15 protein-coding genes are annotated in these 18,901 nt (G+C 39.1%); 12 read left to right on the top strand and 3 right to left on the bottom strand.

The window, feature by feature from the left end; genetic code table 11:
* Positions 1–105: 105 nt before the first annotated feature.
* Positions 106–522, top strand: coding sequence for a nuclear transport factor 2 family protein (locus E1140_RS19045; protein ID WP_221412729.1), 417 nt, complete (start codon positions 106–108; stop codon positions 520–522).
* A gap of 50 nt (positions 523–572) precedes the next feature.
* Here E1140_RS19045 and E1140_RS19040 read toward each other — a convergent pair whose 3' ends face one another.
* Both E1140_RS19040 and E1140_RS19035 read right to left on the bottom strand, forming a co-directional pair.
* Positions 573–1,517 (bottom strand): tetratricopeptide repeat protein, encoded by a 945-nt coding sequence (locus E1140_RS19040; protein ID WP_155187891.1) that lies wholly within the window; start codon positions 1,515–1,517, stop codon positions 573–575.
* Between the two features lie 18 nt (positions 1,518–1,535).
* Positions 1,536–3,326 carry an ABC transporter ATP-binding protein gene (locus E1140_RS19035; protein WP_155187888.1) on the bottom strand — a complete coding sequence of 597 codons (1,791 nt, stop codon included), beginning with the start codon at positions 3,324–3,326 and terminating at the stop codon, positions 1,536–1,538.
* Between the two features lie 199 nt (positions 3,327–3,525).
* Here E1140_RS19035 and E1140_RS19030 point away from each other — a divergent pair, with 199 nt between their 5' ends.
* The 9 genes from E1140_RS19030 to E1140_RS18990 all read left to right on the top strand — a co-directional run bounded on the left by E1140_RS19030 (position 3,526) and on the right by E1140_RS18990 (position 15,056).
* Positions 3,526–4,629: a Glu/Leu/Phe/Val dehydrogenase dimerization domain-containing protein gene (locus E1140_RS19030; RefSeq protein ID WP_155187885.1), complete on the top strand. Its 1,104-nt coding sequence runs from the start codon at positions 3,526–3,528 to the stop codon at positions 4,627–4,629.
* A gap of 96 nt (positions 4,630–4,725) precedes the next feature.
* The gene (gene nusB / locus E1140_RS19025; protein ID WP_155187882.1) at positions 4,726–5,856 is read left to right on the top strand and encodes a transcription antitermination factor NusB; all 1,131 of its coding nucleotides are present in this window, start codon (positions 4,726–4,728) and stop codon (positions 5,854–5,856) included.
* 7 nt (positions 5,857–5,863) lie between these two features.
* Complete coding sequence (locus E1140_RS19020) at positions 5,864–6,172, top strand: YtxH domain-containing protein (RefSeq protein WP_155187879.1); 309 nt, start codon at positions 5,864–5,866, stop codon at positions 6,170–6,172.
* 37 nt (positions 6,173–6,209) lie between these two features.
* Positions 6,210–6,746 carry a DUF1573 domain-containing protein gene (locus E1140_RS19015; protein WP_246203048.1) on the top strand — a complete coding sequence of 179 codons (537 nt, stop codon included), beginning with the start codon at positions 6,210–6,212 and terminating at the stop codon, positions 6,744–6,746.
* 100 nt (positions 6,747–6,846) lie between these two features.
* Positions 6,847–7,161: a preprotein translocase subunit YajC gene (gene yajC, locus E1140_RS19010; protein ID WP_155187876.1), complete on the top strand. Its 315-nt coding sequence runs from the start codon at positions 6,847–6,849 to the stop codon at positions 7,159–7,161.
* 21 nt (positions 7,162–7,182) lie between these two features.
* Positions 7,183–8,121, top strand: a complete 939-nt coding sequence (locus E1140_RS19005) for a YbbR-like domain-containing protein (RefSeq protein WP_155187873.1) — start codon at positions 7,183–7,185, stop codon at positions 8,119–8,121.
* Positions 8,114–8,713, top strand: a complete 600-nt coding sequence (coaE, locus tag E1140_RS19000) for a dephospho-CoA kinase (protein WP_155187870.1) — start codon at positions 8,114–8,116, stop codon at positions 8,711–8,713. The genes E1140_RS19005 and coaE overlap by 8 nt, the downstream gene beginning before the upstream one ends.
* Before the next feature lie 374 nt (positions 8,714–9,087).
* Positions 9,088–13,599 carry a glutamate synthase large subunit gene (gene gltB / locus E1140_RS18995; RefSeq protein WP_155187867.1) on the top strand — a complete coding sequence of 1,504 codons (4,512 nt, stop codon included), beginning with the start codon at positions 9,088–9,090 and terminating at the stop codon, positions 13,597–13,599.
* On the top strand, positions 13,599–15,056 hold the full coding sequence (locus tag E1140_RS18990; RefSeq protein WP_155187865.1) for a glutamate synthase subunit beta: 1,458 nt from the start codon (positions 13,599–13,601) through the stop codon (positions 15,054–15,056). The genes gltB and E1140_RS18990 overlap by 1 nt, the downstream gene beginning before the upstream one ends.
* Before the next feature lie 49 nt (positions 15,057–15,105).
* Here E1140_RS18990 and E1140_RS18985 read toward each other — a convergent pair whose 3' ends face one another.
* Entirely contained in the window at positions 15,106–15,864 is a 759-nt protein-coding gene (locus E1140_RS18985) for a segregation/condensation protein A (RefSeq protein WP_185153676.1), read from the bottom strand.
* Positions 15,865–16,040: 176 nt separating this feature from the next.
* Here E1140_RS18985 and dxs point away from each other — a divergent pair, with 176 nt between their 5' ends.
* Positions 16,041–17,966 (top strand): 1-deoxy-D-xylulose-5-phosphate synthase, encoded by a 1,926-nt coding sequence (gene dxs / locus E1140_RS18980; RefSeq protein WP_155187862.1) that lies wholly within the window; start codon positions 16,041–16,043, stop codon positions 17,964–17,966.
* Complete coding sequence (locus E1140_RS18975; RefSeq protein ID WP_155187857.1) at positions 17,966–18,811, top strand: alpha/beta fold hydrolase; 846 nt, start codon at positions 17,966–17,968, stop codon at positions 18,809–18,811. Before dxs ends, E1140_RS18975 begins: the two co-directional genes overlap by 1 nt.
* Positions 18,812–18,901 lie beyond the last annotated feature (90 nt).

Below are 18,901 nucleotides of genomic sequence, written 5' to 3'. Positions count from 1 at the left end.
ATTAACACTATTCAAAAGTCTGACCCTTTATATTTGACAGCGCACATCAACACCAACTGTCAAATGAAATTTCTGTTTTCTCTATTATTTATTAGTTTCCTTCAAATGCATTCTGTTAATGCTCAAGAAGCAACTAAAGAACATAAAGACTCTTTAAATACTTTGAATAAGGCATATTATGATCTGAACCTAAGAGTTTTCCAGGCCGACTCTAAGGTTGAAGATATTGATAGAATATTTCAATTGTTCACAGATGACTTTACCTATGTGCATCCAAAATATGGCGGAACCTATACCCGAGAAGATTTATACAATGGTTATGTACGCAACCAGAAAAATGGAGGCTATGATGGTCGAGTGGTTGACATAAAAATAGTCAACAAGATCATAGGGTTAAATGCTGTGACGGTAGAAAAGCGGTTTGTCCAAAAAGAAGATGGAGACATTGTAGAAGGAGAACCTGAAATGACCCTATTCGAATTTAAGGATGGAAAAATTTCAAGGATTTTTGAGTATTGGTGATTTGGAAACCCTGTTTTCCTGTCTCGAAGAGTAAAGTGATTTTTTATCAATTAAACTTGTGGCATACTAAGTATTTGTTTCTTTTTGGCTTTATCATACTGATCAGTAATCTCTACATCTAATGAATCAAGTCTTAGAGCTCTTTCATAAAGTTCAATTGATTCACTTAGTTTTCCACTAGAGTAGTAGGCATTTCCCTTCCAGTATAAAATTCGAGCATTATTTGGATTTCTTTTAATTGCAAAATCGTAATCATTAATTGCAGCATTATATAAAGATGAGTCATAATATGTATTTCCTCTATAAAAGTAATTTTCATAATTACTCGAATCAAGACTTATTGCCATATTAAAATCTAATAAGGCTTCTTTATACATTTTATTTAATCGATATACTCTTCCTCTGTAACTATACCCCTCGGCATTCATAGGTTCAATTCTTATTGCTTTCTCTAGATCCAATAAGGCTCCGTTTAAATCTCCGAGTATATTTCGTGTTGTGCTTCTATTTCTATACCCTCTGGCATCATTCGAATCTATTTTCAACACCAAATTAAAGTTATTTAGTGCCTTTTGATGATCATTGAGCTTAGAATAGACAATTCCTCTTAAATTAATTGTTCGGGTACTGCTATCTCCATAATCTATTGCCTCAGCAAGATACTTTGAAGCCTCTTCATAATTTTCAATATCAAAATAGCATTTACCCATATTATACAAAGAAGATTTATTACTTGGCCGCTTTTCAAGTGCTATTCGAAAATATCTTAGCGCCAAAGAATATTCTTGAAGCTTTAAATAACAAGCGCCAATATCATTATACGTTTTTGATTCTTCTGGATCCAATTCAACTGCACCCAGATAGTATTCAATTGCCTCTTCGTATCTTGCCTCTTCGTAAAGCTCAAATGCTCGATTATAGACTTCATCATAAGAATTTTGACTACAAGCGGCAAAGCTCATAAGAATTAAAAGGTATTTCAGGTTTTTATTCATTACCTCAGAAAACTATTATTAACTCTCCAAAGTCTCCTCAGCAGTCATCTGCTTTTCGTAAAGGTCTTTGTAAACTCCGTCATGGTCCATCAGGCTGTCATGGGTTCCTTTTTCTACAATCTTGCCATCATCCAGCACAATAATTTTATCGGCCAGCTTAGCCGAAGATACCCTGTGGGAAATTATGATGGTAGAACGGCCTTTCATGATCTTCTTCATACTGTTGAGAATGGTATTCTCTGTCTTCATATCCACTGCAGATAGTGAATCGTCCAGCATCAATATTTTAGGATCTCTTGAAATGGCTCTGGCAATAGAAACACGTTGCTTCTGCCCACCGGACAAGGTAATACCACGCTCCCCTACTTTGGTGTTAAAACCTTCAGGGAAATCCATGATATTGGTATAAACATCAGCATCCTTAGCTGCCTGCAGCACCTTTTCTTCAGAAAACTCCTGGCTACCAAAAGCTATATTATTGAAAATAGTATCGCTGAAAAGGAAAACATCTTGTGGCACATAGCCAATCTGGCTGCGCAGATTCACTACCTCATAAGCCTTAATGTCTTCATCATCTATTTTGATGCTACCAGAGGTGGTATCATACATTCTTGAAATCAAATTGGCAATCGTACTCTTTCCAGAGCCAGTAGTACCAATTACTGCCAATGACTCACCGGGATTCACCTCAAAAGAAATGTCATCCAACGCTCTGATACCCGAGTCAGGATAAACAAACCCCACCTTGTCAAACACAATTTTGCCATCCAGTACCTTAATCTTATTGTGTGTAGAGACTATTTCATTTTCAGTTTTCAAAAACTCATTAAGCCTTTTCTGAGAAGCAGCAGCACGCTGGATGATACTGCTAATCCAGCCCAGTGATGTTACCGGCCAGGTCAATAAATTCACATAAATGATAAACTCCGCGATATTACCAAAAGTCAAAGTCCCTTCAATCACCTGGGCGCTACCAGCATAAACAGTAAGTACCGTACTTAGCCCAATCAATGCCAATATCAATGGAAAAAACAATGCCTGCACCATGGTCAGTCGCAGCGACTTGTTCTTATAGTTATTGCTTTCTGCAGAAAATTTATTGATGGAGTCCTTCTCCCTTATAAAAGATTTCAATACCCTTATCCCAGAAAATGCCTCCTGTACAAAAGTAGAGAGCCCAGACTGGCTGATCTGAATTTCCTCTGAGCGCTTGTTAATAATGTTGTTCACATAATAAATGCTCACAGAAAGTATAGGCAGTGGAATCAATGCATACAATGTCAGCGTCACATTGATAGAAAGCATGTAGGGAATCAGCATCGCAAAAAGCGTTATCAAATTAAGACCATACATGATTGACGGTCCCAGGTACATACGCACCTTGCTCACATCTTCAGAGATTCTATTCATTAAATCTCCCGTATTGTTTCTTCTGTAAAAGCTTAATGGTAAAGACTGATAATGGGCATACACTTCATTTTTCAGATCGTATTCTATCAGTCTTGACATAACAATAATGGTTTGCCGCACCATAAAAAGGAACACTCCTCTTAGCAAGGCCATCAGCAAAATAATCAGGGCATAGATCAGAATGCTGGCAGCAAAGACTTCATACATATTGTCTTGCAAATCGACCCCCTGAAAAGATTTATAGATTAAAATATTATCTCCTACCAGGTTAAGTGCATACCGCACCATTTGAGCAGGAATAATCTGAAATATGTTTGAGATGATGATGAAAAGCAGCCCCAGTGCCAGGTGATACTTATATTTCCAAAGATACTTATTGAGATAGCTTAATTCTTTCATTCAGGATTTTGTCTCGTATTGCAACGTTCGGCACCAGCCTTAAGTTTTACACATCTGCTTTAAGATGCCAATAAAGTTCATGCAATCGTTTTCGTTCGTTGAATTAGTTACAAAAAAGGCTTAGTTTTGCGCCACATTTTCCTTGAGGCATTCTCTTTTGAACGGCTCAAAAGTACGATAAAGTAATTATTAGCACATTATGATGGATATAAAAGAAATGGAAAAGGTAGAAGGAGGATTTCTGTTTTCAGAAGTCTCTAAATTAGGTCATGAACAAGTCGTATTTTGTCATGATGAAGCTACCGGCCTTAAGGCAATTATTGGTATTCACAATACCGTATTAGGTCCTGCGTGTGGAGGAACCAGAATGTGGAACTATACCAACGAGCAGGAAGCACTGACTGACGTATTGCGTCTTTCAAGAGGCATGACATACAAGTCGGCCATTTCAGGGTTGAACTTTGGTGGTGGTAAGGCCGTGATTATCGGTGATGCCAATACCATGAAGACTGAAGCTTTCTTAAGAAGATTCGGAAAGTTTGTTCAAAGTCTGGGTGGTAAGTACATCACTGCAGAGGATGTGAACATGAAAACCCGTGATATGGAAATCATAGGCATGGAGACCAAATATGTTACTGGTCTTCCTGAAGTTCGCGGTGGTGGTGGTGATCCATCTCCTGTTACTGCTTATGGTACCTATTTAGGGATGAAAGCAACTGCCAAAAAAGTATTTGGTTCTGATAGCTTAGAAGGCAAGAAAATCGCTATTCAGGGTGTTGGCCAGGTAGGTATGTATTTAGTAGATCATTTGACTAAAGAAAATGCCAAGCTTTATATCACTGACATTTCTGAAGCTAAATTGAAGACTATTTCTGAAAAGTCTGGTGCTACTGTAGTAGGCATGGATGAGGTTTATGATCTTGATGTTGATATCTATGCACCTTGTGCTTTGGGTGCCACTTTGAATGACGATACAATAGGCAGATTGAAATGCCAGATGGTAGCAGGCGCTGCTAACAATCAGCTTGCTGATGAGAAGAAACATGGCTATATGTTGTTAGACAAAGGCATTGCTTACGCTCCTGACTTTTTGATCAATGCAGGTGGTATCATCAATGTATATGAAGAGTATTTAGGAAACTACAATAGAGAAAGTGCTTATCTGCAGGCAGAAAATATTTATGGCACTTGTTTAGACATCTTAAATAAGGCTGAAGATGAGAAAATTTCTTCTCAGGAAGCCGCTATTAAATTAGCAGCACAAAGAATAGAAGAGATAGGCAAAGTTAAATTGTCTAGATAATCTAAAATACCCTACTTTTGCAAATGAATATGATGGTGGCTAATTGGTCACCACCATATTTATTTAAATTATATACGTTCTTTTTAATAACCGTAAATGCTTAACCGCAGAACATTACGAATCAAAGCAATGCAAACCATGTTTGCATTTCGTCAAAGCAGAGACGCCAATTACGCTTTGGCTGTACAGCAAATTGCTGACATTTTTTCTCCCGATCTTAATTCAATGGAAGTACAAGACAAAGACCAGCTAAAAGCTGATCGTAAACTTAGTACTGATCTTTTCAAGGCTAATTTTGAAAATAAGGGATATCATTCTACTAATGACAAAGTAGAGGAAGTGACCACTAAAATGATTCAGGAATACCATCAAAAAAATGGTAAAGACCTGCTCCATTTTAAAAAGACTATGGTCATAGAAGCGGAGAAAATTGTAGACCGTTATTTGTTGATTTTGTTATTACTAGTAGAATTTTCAGAATTCGCAGAAAAAGATACTAAACAAGATCATTCCAGGTTTGTTAAAAATTTGTTAATCCAGTCTATAAAATTTAACAAGTCGCTTGAAACCGCTAGCTTGAGGCGTAATTTAAATTGGACAAATGAGTCCGATACTGTTCGTCAGTGGTTCAAAGATATAATTAAGGCTGATGATGAGTATTTAAAGTATTTGAAGTCACAAGACCAAAGCTTTGAAAGTGATAAGGCCATTGTTGATCATATAGTTAAGAATATAATATTCAAAAACGATGTGATTGATAAGTATCTGGAAGATGCCGATTTAAATTGGGATGAAGACAGAGCCATTATCAAAAGCCTTGTGACTAAAACTTTAAAGTCTATTCCTGATGAAAGTGGAGAATTTGAACTTCAAGAGCTTTCTTATAATTGGGAAGATGACAAAACGTTCTTTCAGGAGCTGTTTGAAGAGACCATAAAGGTTGAAGAAAAATACGAGCCGTTAATTGCGAAAAAAGCAGTGAATTGGGACGTAGATAGAATTGCTGTCACCGACAAGATTATACTTGAAATGGCGATTTCAGAAATGATCAATTTTCCGAGCATCCCTGTAAAAGTGACAATAAATGAATATATTGAGGTCGCAAAACGTTATAGTACTCCGAAGAGTAAAGTCTTCATCAACGGTATATTAGATGTGATTGCTGAAGAGCTTGAAGCTTCAGGAGTTATTAAAAAAAGCGGACGCGGATTAATAGACAATAAATAGAAATACAATGAGCAAGAAATCAGGAAATACTTTTATGGCTTTTCTTCTTGGAGCAGCAACAGGGGCGATAGTAGGAATACTTTATGCACCTGACAAAGGCTCTAATACTCGTGACAAATTGACTTTCAGATTAGACAAGTACAAAACAATGCTTGAAGATCTGGTAGATGATTTGGTAAATCATAATGAAGGCCCGCTTAGCGAGGCTAAATCACATGGTGAACGCGTAGTAAACGATGCTAAAGAAAAAGCTGAAAGATTGTTAGAAGATGTGGATGAGTTGATCAGCCACATCAAGAGTGGAGAAAAGAATTAATCTTTTAAAAAGTAAGTCAAAATAAACTAAACTAGAAATGAACAAATTAATGAAATCTGCATTGGCTATAGGGCTAATGGCTTTTGTACTAGGTGCATGTGGAAGCGACAAAGACGCAGAAAAAAGAATTGCTGAATTGGAGAACAAATTAGCTCAACTAGAGACTAGCAAAACTGGTGGTGCAACTGCTGCTACTGCTACTCCAGAAACTAAGCCTGAAGGACCTCTTCCTGCTTTCAAATTTAACGAGCTGGATCATGACTTCGGAACTATCAATGAAGGTGATGTTGTAGAGCACACTTTTTCATTTACTAACACTGGAGATGCTCCTTTGATCATCCAAAGTGCTAAAGGATCTTGTGGATGTACTGTACCAACATGGCCTAAAGAGCCAATTCCAGTTGGTGGTACTGGGGAAATCACTGCTCAGTTTAACAGTAAGGGTAAGCCAAACATCCAAAACAAAACTGTAACTATCACAGCTAACACTTGGCCTAAGCAATCTACGCTTAGAATCAAAGCTATGGTGACTCCTGCAGCTCAACAAGCTCCTGCAGAAGGACCAGTGAAATAATTACATAGAATAAATTCTATATTTGCGCATCCCAACTCTCCCAAGGAGTTGGGATGTGTTGTTTTTATTAACTTATTTTACTCAAACAAAAAATTAAAAAATGATTAAGCCTTTATTATTACAAGCGGCAGACGGTGGTGGACTTTCTTCACTTATTCTTTTTGGTGGTGTTGCGTTAGTATTCTATTTTTTCATGATCAGACCACAGCAAAAGAAGCAGAAAGAGCAGAAGAAATTTATTGAAGAGATTAAAAGAGGTGATAATGTTGTTACTATAGGCGGCTTGCACGGGAAAGTCATGTCAACAGATGACGATACTGTAACTTTAGAAGTGGATAAAGGTGTTAAATTGAAATTTAACAGGTCAGCAATATCACAAGAGTCATCTAAAACCGTTTTAGAGGAAACAAAATAGTTGAGTAAGCTAGGCACCATAGTGAAATCAATAAGCCCTGAGCGCATCAGAAGCATCAGGGTGATTACACTATGCGTTGTGGCCGCTGCTACTTTCTGGTTTCTTAATGCACTTAATGATACTTACTCTACTACGCTAAAATACCCTCTAGTATTTAGCTATGACACTGAAAAGTATATCCCTTTAGAGCAGCCACCTGAATATATTCAGATTAATGTTAGCGGCATAGGCTGGAACTTGTTTAGAAATAGCCTCGGCATAAAAGTTACTCCGGTAAACTTTAAGCTGCAAAACGCCTCTGAATTTAAAAAAATCCCTGGCAACTCAATTTTAGGCACCCTGTCTGATCAGCTGGATGAGTTTAATGTAAACTTCATACTTACTGATACCTTGTATGTTAATATTGACACCCGGGCTTCCCGCAGGTTTAAACTAGCTATTGACAGCTCAGCCATTAAATTGAACGAACAGTATTGGTTAAGCTCATCACTGCGCTATAGTCCTGATTCAGTAACGCTACAAGGACCAGAGTCCATACTTAGTCAAATGGATGAAGTGCTTACAATTAGTATTCCGCAGTCCGATATTGATGAAAATTACAATGAGGATATTCCTATCGAGTTCGAAAACTCTCGATTGATTAGTAGAGACCCTCCAACCATGAATGTGGTTTTTGGTGTTGAAGAATATACCTCCTCAGAGATTGATGTGCCTTTGACATTAGAGAACTTCCCAGAAAATAAAATAGCATTTGTTACCGACACTATAAGAACACTGATCTATAATGTTGGCATCAATAGAGCTGATAACATCGCACCTGACCAATTCAGCATTGTAGCCAATTACAATAAGATTAATCCAGAGGATTCTACTATCACTTTGGAAGTCACCAAGCATCCTGAATTCACCAAAGATGTTCACCTTGACTCTGCTAAGGTGAAGGTTAAATTCAATGAATAAACTTTTACAAGTTGGCATTACCGGAGGTATTGGATCTGGCAAAAGCCTTGTCTGTAAAATATTCTCCAGCCTGGGCATTCCTATATACGATGCTGACTCAAGAGCAAAATGGCTAACGAGCAATAATGAAACAATTAAGGCCTCCATTATAGCTCATTTTGGTGCGGAAGCTTATACTGGGGTTGGTCTCAACCGTGAGTATATTGCTGGCAGAGTATTTAATAATAAACAGGAATTAGAGGTTTTGAATGGAATTATTCACCCAGAAGTGGGCAAAGACTACAAATTGTGGGTTGAGTCCCAAAGCTCTGCTTACGTAATAAAAGAAGCGGCTTTAATGTTCGAATCAGGCTCTTACAAAGTCTTAGATAAGGTTATCAATGTTACTGCGCCTGTGCCTCTAAGAATCCAAAGAGTACTAAAAAGAGATGCTTTCAGAACTGAAAAGGAAATACAAGCCATTATTGACAAACAGCTGTCAGATGAGGAAAGGATAAAAAGGTCTGATTATATCATCAATAATGATGAGCAAGAGATGCTCATCCCCCAAGTTTTAAAGCTTCATGAAGAGTTTAAAAGCTCAGTCACATGAAACTGAAAAAATGAATTCTGAACAGGTGCTTTCTTTCAAATAAAAATCAAAAATCAGGAGCAATAATAGGAGCAATTTTTAAGTGAAAATTATGCTAAAAACCTACCGGTTGTTAGCCGCAATTTTTGTCCGATTTTTATGAAAAATCAAAAAATCATAAATTTTCACACCTGCCCTATTTATCTAAAGCAATCGTTTACGGTAATTAAATGAAGCTTTTTCATTGCAATTACCTCACAATTTGAGTATTATCTCAACTTCTTTAGGGTACAGTCACTCTCCTCTTAACGACTTTTCGAACGCTTTCCTGACCAACTTTTGGTCAAGCGAGCGAGTGGATGACCTACCCCTAAATCGAAAATAAGGATTGTAAAATGGAAGAGAGAAATTTGAAAAATCAGGGGCTATATCGTTCGAATTTCGAACATGATTCTTGCGGAATTGGATGCATCGCACAAATAGATGGCGAAGCAAAACACGAGCTTGTGCAGAAGGCATTATTAATGCTTAGCAGAATGGAACATCGTGGTGGTACAGGTGCAGATCCAGAAACTGGTGATGGCGCTGGTATTCTGACCAAAATTCCTCATGAATTTTTTAAACAAGAGTGTAAATCACTTGATATTTCACTGCCTGAAGCGGGAGCTTATGGTGCCGGCATGATCTTCTGGCCAACCACCAAATCAGTACGAGATGAGTGCAGAACAGTTTTTGAAAAACACGCTGAAGAATTAGACCTTATAGTATTAGGCTACAGACCCGTACCAGTGGATAAAAATGTTCCCGGTGCTGGCGCCAAAAAAGGTGAGCCTGTTATAGAGCAGGTCTTTATGACTCATAAAGATGGCCTTTCAGATATTGAATTAGAGCGCAGATTATTCGTTTTCAGAAATTATACCACCCACCATATTGGCTGGAATGTATCTGGTAATAATGGAGACTTTTATATGCCCAGTCTCTCTTGTAGAGTGATTGTATATAAAGGTCAGCTAAGGACTAACCAATTAGGGCCTTACTATCATGACCTTAATAACCCAGACTATAAGACAACCATTGCTGTAGTTCATTCACGTTTTTCTACCAATACTTTTCCTAGCTGGAAATTAGCACAGCCCTTCAGATATATAGCTCACAATGGTGAGATAAACACTATAAAAGGTAATGTGAACAAAATGCAGTCTAAGGAAGCAAATATGAAGTCAGATGTATTTACTGACGAAGAGCTTAAAATGATGCTGCCCGTTACTGACCCTGCCCACTCAGACTCTGCCAATTTAGATTCTTTGGTTGAGATGTTGGTGCTTAGCGGTCGATCGTTACCACACGTTATGATGATGCTAGTGCCAGAAGCTTGGGAAGATAACCAGCTGATGGAAACACAGCGTAAAGCATTTTATAAATTCCATGCTTCATTAATGGAGCCATGGGATGGTCCTGCTGCATTGATATTCACCGATGGAAAAATGGTAGGCGCCACATTAGACAGAAATGGTCTGCGCCCTGCCAGATATACTATAACTAAACAAAATCAGCTCATCATTGCCTCAGAAGCAGGCGCATTACCACTTGATGAAAAAGACATTATCAGCAAAGGCAGGTTACAGCCCGGTAAAATGTTGGTAGCAGATATTGAAAATAAAAAAGTGACTTATGATGAAGAAATCAAGCACGAAATCTGCCACAGACAGCCTTATGTAGACTGGATTAAAGAGGAAAGAATAAAACTTAGACTTGCTCCTGAAGTAGCAGAACCGACCATTGGTTTCGATTCAGCCACTTTAAAAAGCAGGCAGCAGGCTTTTGGCTTTACTTCAGAAGAGGTGAAAGTTATTCTGGCCCCTATGGCCGAAACAGCCAAAGAGCCAATAGGTTCTATGGGAGCTGATACTCCATTGGCAGTATTATCAGAGTTTAGCCAGCACATTTCAAATTATTTCAAGCAGCTATTTGCCCAGGTAAGTAACCCTCCTATCGATCCTATCAGAGAAAGATTGGTAATGTCATTGTTTACAAGAGTTGGAGAAAGTCTGAATATTCTGGATGAAACGCCAGCACACACCAGGCAAATACATTTGTCGCAACCTGTATTACTCAATTCAGATATTGAAAAGCTTAAATCAATGGCTGACCGTGGTTTTGACTATGCTGTTATCGATATTTTATTCGATGCCAATGGCAAGGTTGGAAATCTTGAACGTGCCATTGAAAATGTTTGCCAAAAGGCTAAAGCTGCCATCGGTAAAGGCAAAAAAATACTCATCCTGTCTGATAAGAATGTTACCAAAGACAAGGCTCCAATACCATCATTAATGGCCATTGGTGCAGTACATCATTATCTGGTCAAAGAAAAAATAAGAACCAAAGCAGGGCTTATTGTAGAGGCTGGTGATATACGCGAGACACAGCACTTCGCCACAGTTATCGGTTATGGTGCCAGTGGTATTAACCCATACTTGGCTTTAGAAACAATCGCTGACTTAAATGATCAGGGCCTTTTAAAAGAAGGGCTAACAACAGAAGAAGCCCTCCATAATTATCAAAAAGCTATAGGCTATGGGCTACTGAAGGTATTATCCAAAATGGGTATTAGTACATTGCAGTCTTACCAGTCGGCTCAAATATTTGAAATCTTAGGTATTAGTAATAAGGTTGTTGATAAGTGCTTTAAAGGCACCACCTCAAGAATTGAGGGTCTCGGCTTTGATGAATTGGCGAAGGAAGTGCTTGTAAGACATGACCTTAGCTATAATAAAAATCTAAACAGGTTAGAAGTTGGCGGTAAGTATCAATGGAAGCTTCGTGGTGAACGGCACACCTTCACACCAGAAACTATCCATTTACTGCAGCATTCTACCAAAACGAATAACATTAAGTTATATAAAAAGTATGCTGAAAAAATTAATGATCAGTCAAAGAAAGCGCTAACATTAAGAGGCCTACTGGAATTCAAGGAGCGGGTACCTGTACCCATAGAGGAAGTTGAACCTAAAGAAGAAATCTTCAAAAGATTTGCTACAGGTGCAATGTCTTTCGGGTCTATTTCTCATGAGGCGCATTCTACACTGGCCATTGCCATGAACCGCATTGGTGCGAAAAGTAATAGCGGTGAAGGGGGTGAAGATGAGGTAAGATTTGAGCGCAAGACCAATGGTGATTGGGAGAGGTCAGCGATCAAGCAAGTAGCTTCTGGCCGTTTTGGCGTAACCAGCTACTATCTCACTAATGCCAATGAGCTTCAGATTAAAATGGCTCAGGGTGCTAAGCCCGGTGAAGGTGGGCAGTTGCCAGGCCATAAGGTGGACGACTGGATTGGAAGGGTTCGTCATTCTACACCCGGTGTAGGTCTAATTTCACCTCCTCCACATCACGATATTTATTCTATTGAAGATTTAGCACAGCTGATCTTTGATTTGAAAAATGCCAATCGCTCAGCTCGTATTAATGTTAAGCTGGTTTCAGAAGCAGGAGTAGGCACAGTTGCAGCTGGTGTTTCCAAAGCTAATGCAGATGTAGTACTGATAGCAGGTGCTGATGGTGGTACCGGGGCTTCTCCACTCAGCTCTATTCAGCATGCAGGTTTACCTTGGGAGCTTGGCCTGGCTGAAGCACATCAGACACTAGTAAAAAATAATCTTAGAAATAGAATCACTGTTCAGGCCGATGGTCAGATGCGTACCGGCCGGGACTTGGCTATTGCCGCTTTGCTTGGCGCAGAAGAGTGGGGAGTTTCAACTGCTGCGTTAGTCGTTGAAGGTTGCATCATGATGCGAAAGTGCCATCTGAACACCTGCCCTGTAGGTATAGCTACGCAAAACCCTGAGTTGCGTCAGCTGTTCACCGGAGACCCTGATCATGTAGTAAATTTCTTTAGCTTCTTAGCCGAAGACCTTAGAGAAATAATGGCATCGCTAGGTTTTAGAACTATCAATGAGATGGTAGGTCATAGCGAAGTGCTAAAGCTTAGAAGCAATTTGAAGCATTGGAAATTAACTCATCTGGACCTTACTCCTATACTTCATAAAGAAACAGTAGAAGGGAATATTGGTCAGTTTAAGCAGATTGAGCAGGATCATGAGATGGACGAAATTCTTGATTGGAAACTACTTGAAGCATCAAAACCTGCCATCGAAAAAAATGAAAAAGTACATGCCAAATTTGATATTGAAAATGTCAATCGTTCTGTTGGTGCAGTGCTTTCAAATGAAATCTCTAAAATCCATAAAGGAAAAGGACTTAAAGAAAACTCTATAACTATTGATTTCAATGGCTCTGCAGGCCAGAGTTTTGGGACATTTTTAGCACCTGGTGTAACTTTTAACTTGACTGGTGAGGCCAATGACTATTTTGGCAAGGGTCTATCGGGCGGAAAACTTATTGTTAAACCCAGCCCCGCTGCAACTTTCAAAGCTGAACAAAATATCATTATAGGTAATGTGGCTTTTTATGGTGCCACAAGTGGAGAGGCCTTTATCAGAGGTATGGCGGGAGAGCGTTTTGCTGTCCGTAACTCTGGAGTTCATGCTGTGGTAGAAGGTGTTGGTGATCATGCCTGTGAATATATGACTGGAGGAAGGGTAGTAATACTGGGCGAAACAGGAAAAAATTTCGGTGCCGGTATGAGTGGCGGAATTGCCTATGTGTTTGACCCGTTGACCCGATTTGATTTTATGTGCAATAAGGAAATGGTATTACTTGAATCACTTGATAGTGAGGATATGGATCTTGTCAAAAGTCTTGTTGAAAAGCACAAGGAATTTACAGAAAGCCAGTTGGCAGAAAAGATATTAGGAAATTGGAAATACTATATTGATCAGTTCGTAAAAGTGATTCCAACAGATTATAAAGCCGTGTTAGAAAGTAAAAAAACTAAAAAGGAGGTAGCATAATGGGAAAAGTAGATGGATTTTTAAACTTTAACAGGGAGCTTCCAAAATCAAGAAAGCCTGAAGAGCGCATTCATGATTATAAAGAAATTTATGAGCCTTTTCCAGAGAAGAAGACTAACGAACAGGCGGCCAGGTGCATGGACTGCGGGATTCCTTTTTGTCACAATGGATGTCCATTAGGCAATATCATTCCTGAATTCAATGATGCCGTATATCGAGAAAGCTGGGAAGAGGCGATTCAAATTTTATCAGAGACCAATAATTTTCCTGAGTTTACTGGCAGAATCTGTCCTGCACCTTGTGAAGCGAGTTGTGTACTTGGAATCAACAAACCTGCAGTTGCAATTGAGCATATTGAAAAAACAATTGCAGAAAAGGCCTATGAGCTTGGTTATATTAAGCCTAATCCACCAAAAACGAGAACAGGAAAAAGTGTTGCCGTTATTGGTTCAGGGCCGGCAGGTCTGGCCGCTGCCAGTCAATTAAATAAAGCAGGGCATTCCGTAACTGTTTTTGAGCGCGCTGATCAGGTAGGTGGACTTTTAAGATATGGTATTCCAGATTTTAAGCTTGAAAAACAGATAATAGACAGACGTCTTGACATCATGAGCGCTGAGGGTATTGTATTCGAAACCAATGCTGAAATCGGAAAAAATGTTGATATCAAGACTTTAGAGGATGGTTTTGATGCTATTGTTATATGTACAGGATCGACTGTACCAAGAGATTTACCTATTCCGGGAAGAGAATTTAAAGGCATTCACTTTGCTATGGAATTTCTTACTGAGCAAAATAAGCAGGTGGCGAATCAAACGCCTGAAGGTGTGAGTATTACTGCTAAGGACAAGCATGTAGTTGTAATTGGGGGTGGAGATACCGGGTCAGACTGCATCGGTACTTCGCACAGACAAGGTGCAAAATCGGTGCTGCAAATTGAGCTTTTAGAAAAGCCACTAGATCATCGCACAGATAAAGACCCATGGCCCAACTGGCCAATGGTTGTGCGTACCTCATCATCTCATGAAGAGGGTGGGAAAAGAGAATGGGCTTTACTTACTAAAGCTTTTGAGTGTGATAGCTCGGGACATGTAAAATCAATTACACTTGTTGATATTGAGTGGAAGGAAGAAAAAGGCAAGAAATTCTTTGAAGAAATACCCGGTACGGAAAGGAAAGAGCCATGTGAACTGGCATTACTTGCTATTGGCTTTGTTGCTCCTGAAAATTCATTGCTAGAGCAATTTCAGATAGAAATTAGCGAAAGGAACTTGGTAAAAGCGAAAAAATATCAAACCAACTGGCCTCACATTTTTACCGCAGGAGATGCTCACAGAGGACAATCTCTTGTCGTTTGGGCTATTTCTGAAGGTCGCGAAGCGGCTGTTGCTGTTGATAAGTATTTAATGGGAAGCAGTGCATTGCCTTCTAAGAGTGGTTCATTTCTAGTGGCTAGATAAAGTTGTGCAATCCCCAGATATGTTCTGGGGTCTACACTTTGGATTAATATTATCCTTCTACTTTCTCTCCAACTTCATCTAACTTCTCTACCCAGAAGTTATTAAAGCCCTCTCCGATATGAAGGGTGATCATAGCCATCTGAAGAAGTTCCAGAATAGCGAGGAAGTTAAAGATCACGGCTATCTTGTTCTTATCCTGTTCAATTATGTCAGAAAATGGCACTTTCTTTTTGTCTCTTAACGCATACATAATAAAATCACGCTGCCCACTGATGGTGTAAGGAAATTGAATAACCTCGTGCCGAGGTTTATTTTGCTCAATTTCATAACGCTCCATCACATTTTGAAACACTTTGAGTAATTTGTAAAGATCAAGATCCTGCATTTCTGACTCCACATTCACCGACTCAGCCAGTGTGCGCAATTCCTTATTGATATTGCCTCTCTTTTCTTTATCTATCTGGCTATTTTCCATCACCTGAAGTTCTTCAAGCACAGATTTGTACTTTTTGTACTCCAATAAATGTCTTACCAGCTCTTCTCTAGGATCAATTTCATTGCCTTCTTCATCTAATTGTGGTCTGGGAAGAAGCATTTTTGATTTAATGCGCATTAGCGTAGCTGCAACGAGAATAAATTCACTTGCCACCTCAATATTCAACTTTTCAAGATTATGCAGATAGTCTAAGAAGTCATTAGTGATTTTTGATATAGGAATATCATTGATGTCCAGCTCATCTCTTTCTATAAAGAAAAGCAGTAGATCAAAAGGGCCTTCAAAAAGTGGTAATTTTATTTCGAAGCTCACATTAAAAATCTTAATGGTTGATTAAATCGTAATTAGTCAAAGATATTACTATATCGACTAAATATGTCTTGCTTGTGCAAAAAAGTGTAATTTTGCCGCTTGTATTCAAATTGCAAAAATATTTTAAAACAGTTACCTTAAGTTCTTGTTTTAGATTTAATACCAATAAATAAGAGATGCTAATTGAACCCGGAAAGCTTCTTGCTAACATTAATAGCCCTGAAGATCTAAAAAAACTAGATCAGACACAGCTTGTACAGCTTTGCGATGAGTTGCGGCATTTTATTATTGATAATGTTTCAGTTTATGGTGGTCACTTTGGTGCCAGCCTTGGTGTAGTTGAACTTACCGTTGCTTTACATTACATATACAACACCCCTAAAGATCAGCTAGTCTGGGATGTAGGCCATCAGGCTTACGGTCACAAGATATTGACAGGCAGAAAAGACGTTTTCCATACCAATAGAATTTACAAAGGTATGTCTGGCTTCCCTAAAAGGAAGGAAAGCGAATATGATGCTTTTGGTGTTGGTCACTCTTCTACTTCTATTTCAGCTGCTTTGGGTATGGCAGTGGCTTCCAAATACAAGGGTGATGACGAGCAGCAGCATATTGCCATCATTGGAGATGGTGCTATGACTGGCGGGTTAGCATTTGAAGGTATGAACCACGCAGGGGTTTCCAATAGTAACATACTTATCGTTTTGAATGATAACTGCATGTCTATTGACCCTAATGTTGGTGCACTAAAAGATTATTTAACAGACATAACCACATCGCACACCTACAATAAGGTAAAGGACGATGTGTGGAATATACTAGGGAAAATCAGCAAATTTGGCCCCAATGCCAGAGAGGTAATCTCTAAAGTAGAGAACAGTATCAAATCATTGTTGCTTAGCCAAAGCAATATGTTTGAGTCTCTTAACCTAAGGTATTTCGGTCCGGTTGATGGCCATGACGTAAATCATTTAGTAAGCGTGCTTGATGATTTGAAGGACATCAAAGGTCCAAAAATTTTACATTGTATTACAACCAAAGGTAAGGGCTATGCTCCTGCCGAAAATGGTAATAAAACTACCTGGCATGCTCCAGGAAAATTTGATAAGGTTTCTGGCGAGATCAGAAAGAAAGTGCATGAAACTCCTCAGCCACCAAAATATCAGGATGTTTTCGGACATACGCTGGTAGAACTGGCAGAGAAAAATGATAAAATAACAGGAATAACACCTGCCATGCCGTCTGGCTCTTCTATGAATATTATGATGGAAGCCATGCCCGACAGAGCATTTGATGTGGGTATTGCTGAACAACATGCCGTTACATTTTCGGCTGGTTTAGCGACACAGGGATTAATTCCTTTCTGTAATATTTATAGCACATTTATGCAGCGTGCATTCGATCAGGTAGTGCATGATGTATGTATTCAGGATTTGCCTGTAAACTTCTGCCTTGACAGGGCTGGTTTTGCTGGTGCTGACGGTCCTACTCATCATGGTGCTTATGACATTGCCTATATGCGTTGCATTCCGAATATGATCATTGCCTCTCCAATGAATGAAGCTGAATTGAGAGACCTGATGTACACATCGCAGTTACCAAGAGAAGGCAAAGCATTTACCATTCGCTACCCACGTGGACAAGGTGTTATGCCAGAGTGGAGAACACCGATGAAAGAGGTGGAAATTGGAACTGGTAGAAAGATAAAGGACGGTGAAGATGTGGCAATATTGACCATTGGTCATATTGGCAACTACGCAGTCGAAGCTTGCGAGCAATTAGAGAAAGAAGGCTTAAACCCTGCACATTATGATATGCGCTTTGTGAAGCCTTTGGATGAAAAAATGCTTCATGAGATTTTCGCCAAATACAAAAAGGTAATCACTGTAGAAGATGGTTGTCTTATGGGTGGATTTGGCAGTGCCGTATTAGAATTTATGGCTGAGCACGGTTATGCTGCCCAAGTCAAAAGATTAGGTATTCCCGACAGAATTGTCGAGCATGGCGAGCAAATCGAATTGCATGCTGAGTGTAATTTTGACCCTGAAGGCATTGCAACTGCCGTGGTTGAAATGACTGAAGGTGTGTTAACCAACAAATAATGTCTTCCATTCATTATGAAGTTAAAGGTGAGGGTAATCCTGTTATCCTTATTCATGGTTTTTGTGAAACTTCAGCCATCTGGAAGCCACTTCTTAACAAATTAGCCTTTAGCCATAAAGTAATTACACTGGACTTGCCGGGTTTTGGTAAGAGCCCACTTCCTAAAACTCCTTTTTCAATTGCTGATATTGCTGAAGAGGTGTATCGGTGGATGAAAGAAAATCAGTTGTTAGGTAGTGTGGTTATTGGACATTCTTTAGGTGGCTATGTTTCACTGGCACTAGCAGAAAAATATCCTGAGAGTATTAAAGGGTTTGGGCTGTTTCATTCCACTGCCTTTGCCGATGATGATGAAAAGAAGCATTCCAGAAACAAAACTATTGCGTTTGTAAGAAAGCGTGGTGTTAAGGTGTTTGCAGACTCATTTGTGAGTCAGCTCTTCTATTTAAAAAATAGAGAGAGATTGGCTGGTGCAATTGCTGAAGTTACTGTTGATGCTGGCAACACCAATGAAGAAACTTTGATAGCTTACATGGAAGCCATGCGTGATCGCCCCGACAGAACTGATGTTCTTAAGTCATTTAATGGACCAATACTATTCATCGCTGGTGATCAGGATACTTCTGTACCCTTTGAAAAATCTCAGGCACAGTTTGAGTTAATGCAACAACCCTATTTAACTATCTTAAAAGAAGTTGGTCACGTGGGCATGTACGAAGCCACTTCAGAAAGTTACGAGGCCATTACTAAATTCTTAAATGCATTTGAGGAAGATAGTACTGACGATATTCAAACTGGAATTTTACCTGATAGAGATTTGAAGAAGAATTTGGGTTGTGGGTGAGAAAATCTCTACTGACAACTAACATAGATTATCCCCTGACCAAAGTCACCTTTTTTGCTGATTCGTTTTTCATCCTATTCTTTGCTAATC

This window comes from Fulvivirga lutimaris, assembly GCF_009711525.1.
Classification (GTDB): Bacteria; Bacteroidota; Bacteroidia; order Cytophagales; family Cyclobacteriaceae; genus Fulvivirga; species Fulvivirga lutimaris.
This window is presented reverse-complemented; position numbering and strand designations above follow the sequence as displayed.

Bases quoted from the DNA above. Each gene is read 5' to 3' on its own strand.
- E1140_RS19030 (WP_155187885.1), top strand. From the start codon at position 3,526: ATGATGGATATAAAAGAAATGGAAAAGGTAGAAGGAGGATTTCTGTTT.
- E1140_RS19015 (WP_246203048.1), top strand. From the start codon at position 6,210: ATGAACAAATTAATGAAATCTGCATTGGCTATAGGGCTAATGGCTTTT.
- gltB (WP_155187867.1), top strand. From the start codon at position 9,088: ATGGAAGAGAGAAATTTGAAAAATCAGGGGCTATATCGTTCGAATTTC.
- E1140_RS19040 (WP_155187891.1), bottom strand. From the start codon at position 1,517: ATGAATAAAAACCTGAAATACCTTTTAATTCTTATGAGCTTTGCCGCT.
- E1140_RS19035 (WP_155187888.1), bottom strand. From the start codon at position 3,326: ATGAAAGAATTAAGCTATCTCAATAAGTATCTTTGGAAATATAAGTAT.
- E1140_RS18990 (WP_155187865.1), top strand. From the start codon at position 13,599: ATGGGAAAAGTAGATGGATTTTTAAACTTTAACAGGGAGCTTCCAAAA.
- dxs (WP_155187862.1), top strand. From the start codon at position 16,041: ATGCTAATTGAACCCGGAAAGCTTCTTGCTAACATTAATAGCCCTGAA.
- E1140_RS18975 (WP_155187857.1), top strand. From the start codon at position 17,966: ATGTCTTCCATTCATTATGAAGTTAAAGGTGAGGGTAATCCTGTTATC.
- coaE (WP_155187870.1), top strand. From the start codon at position 8,114: ATGAATAAACTTTTACAAGTTGGCATTACCGGAGGTATTGGATCTGGC.
- nusB (WP_155187882.1), top strand. From the start codon at position 4,726: ATGCTTAACCGCAGAACATTACGAATCAAAGCAATGCAAACCATGTTT.
- E1140_RS19020 (WP_155187879.1), top strand. From the start codon at position 5,864: ATGAGCAAGAAATCAGGAAATACTTTTATGGCTTTTCTTCTTGGAGCA.
- yajC (WP_155187876.1), top strand. From the start codon at position 6,847: ATGATTAAGCCTTTATTATTACAAGCGGCAGACGGTGGTGGACTTTCT.
- E1140_RS19045 (WP_221412729.1), top strand. From the start codon at position 106: ATGCATTCTGTTAATGCTCAAGAAGCAACTAAAGAACATAAAGACTCT.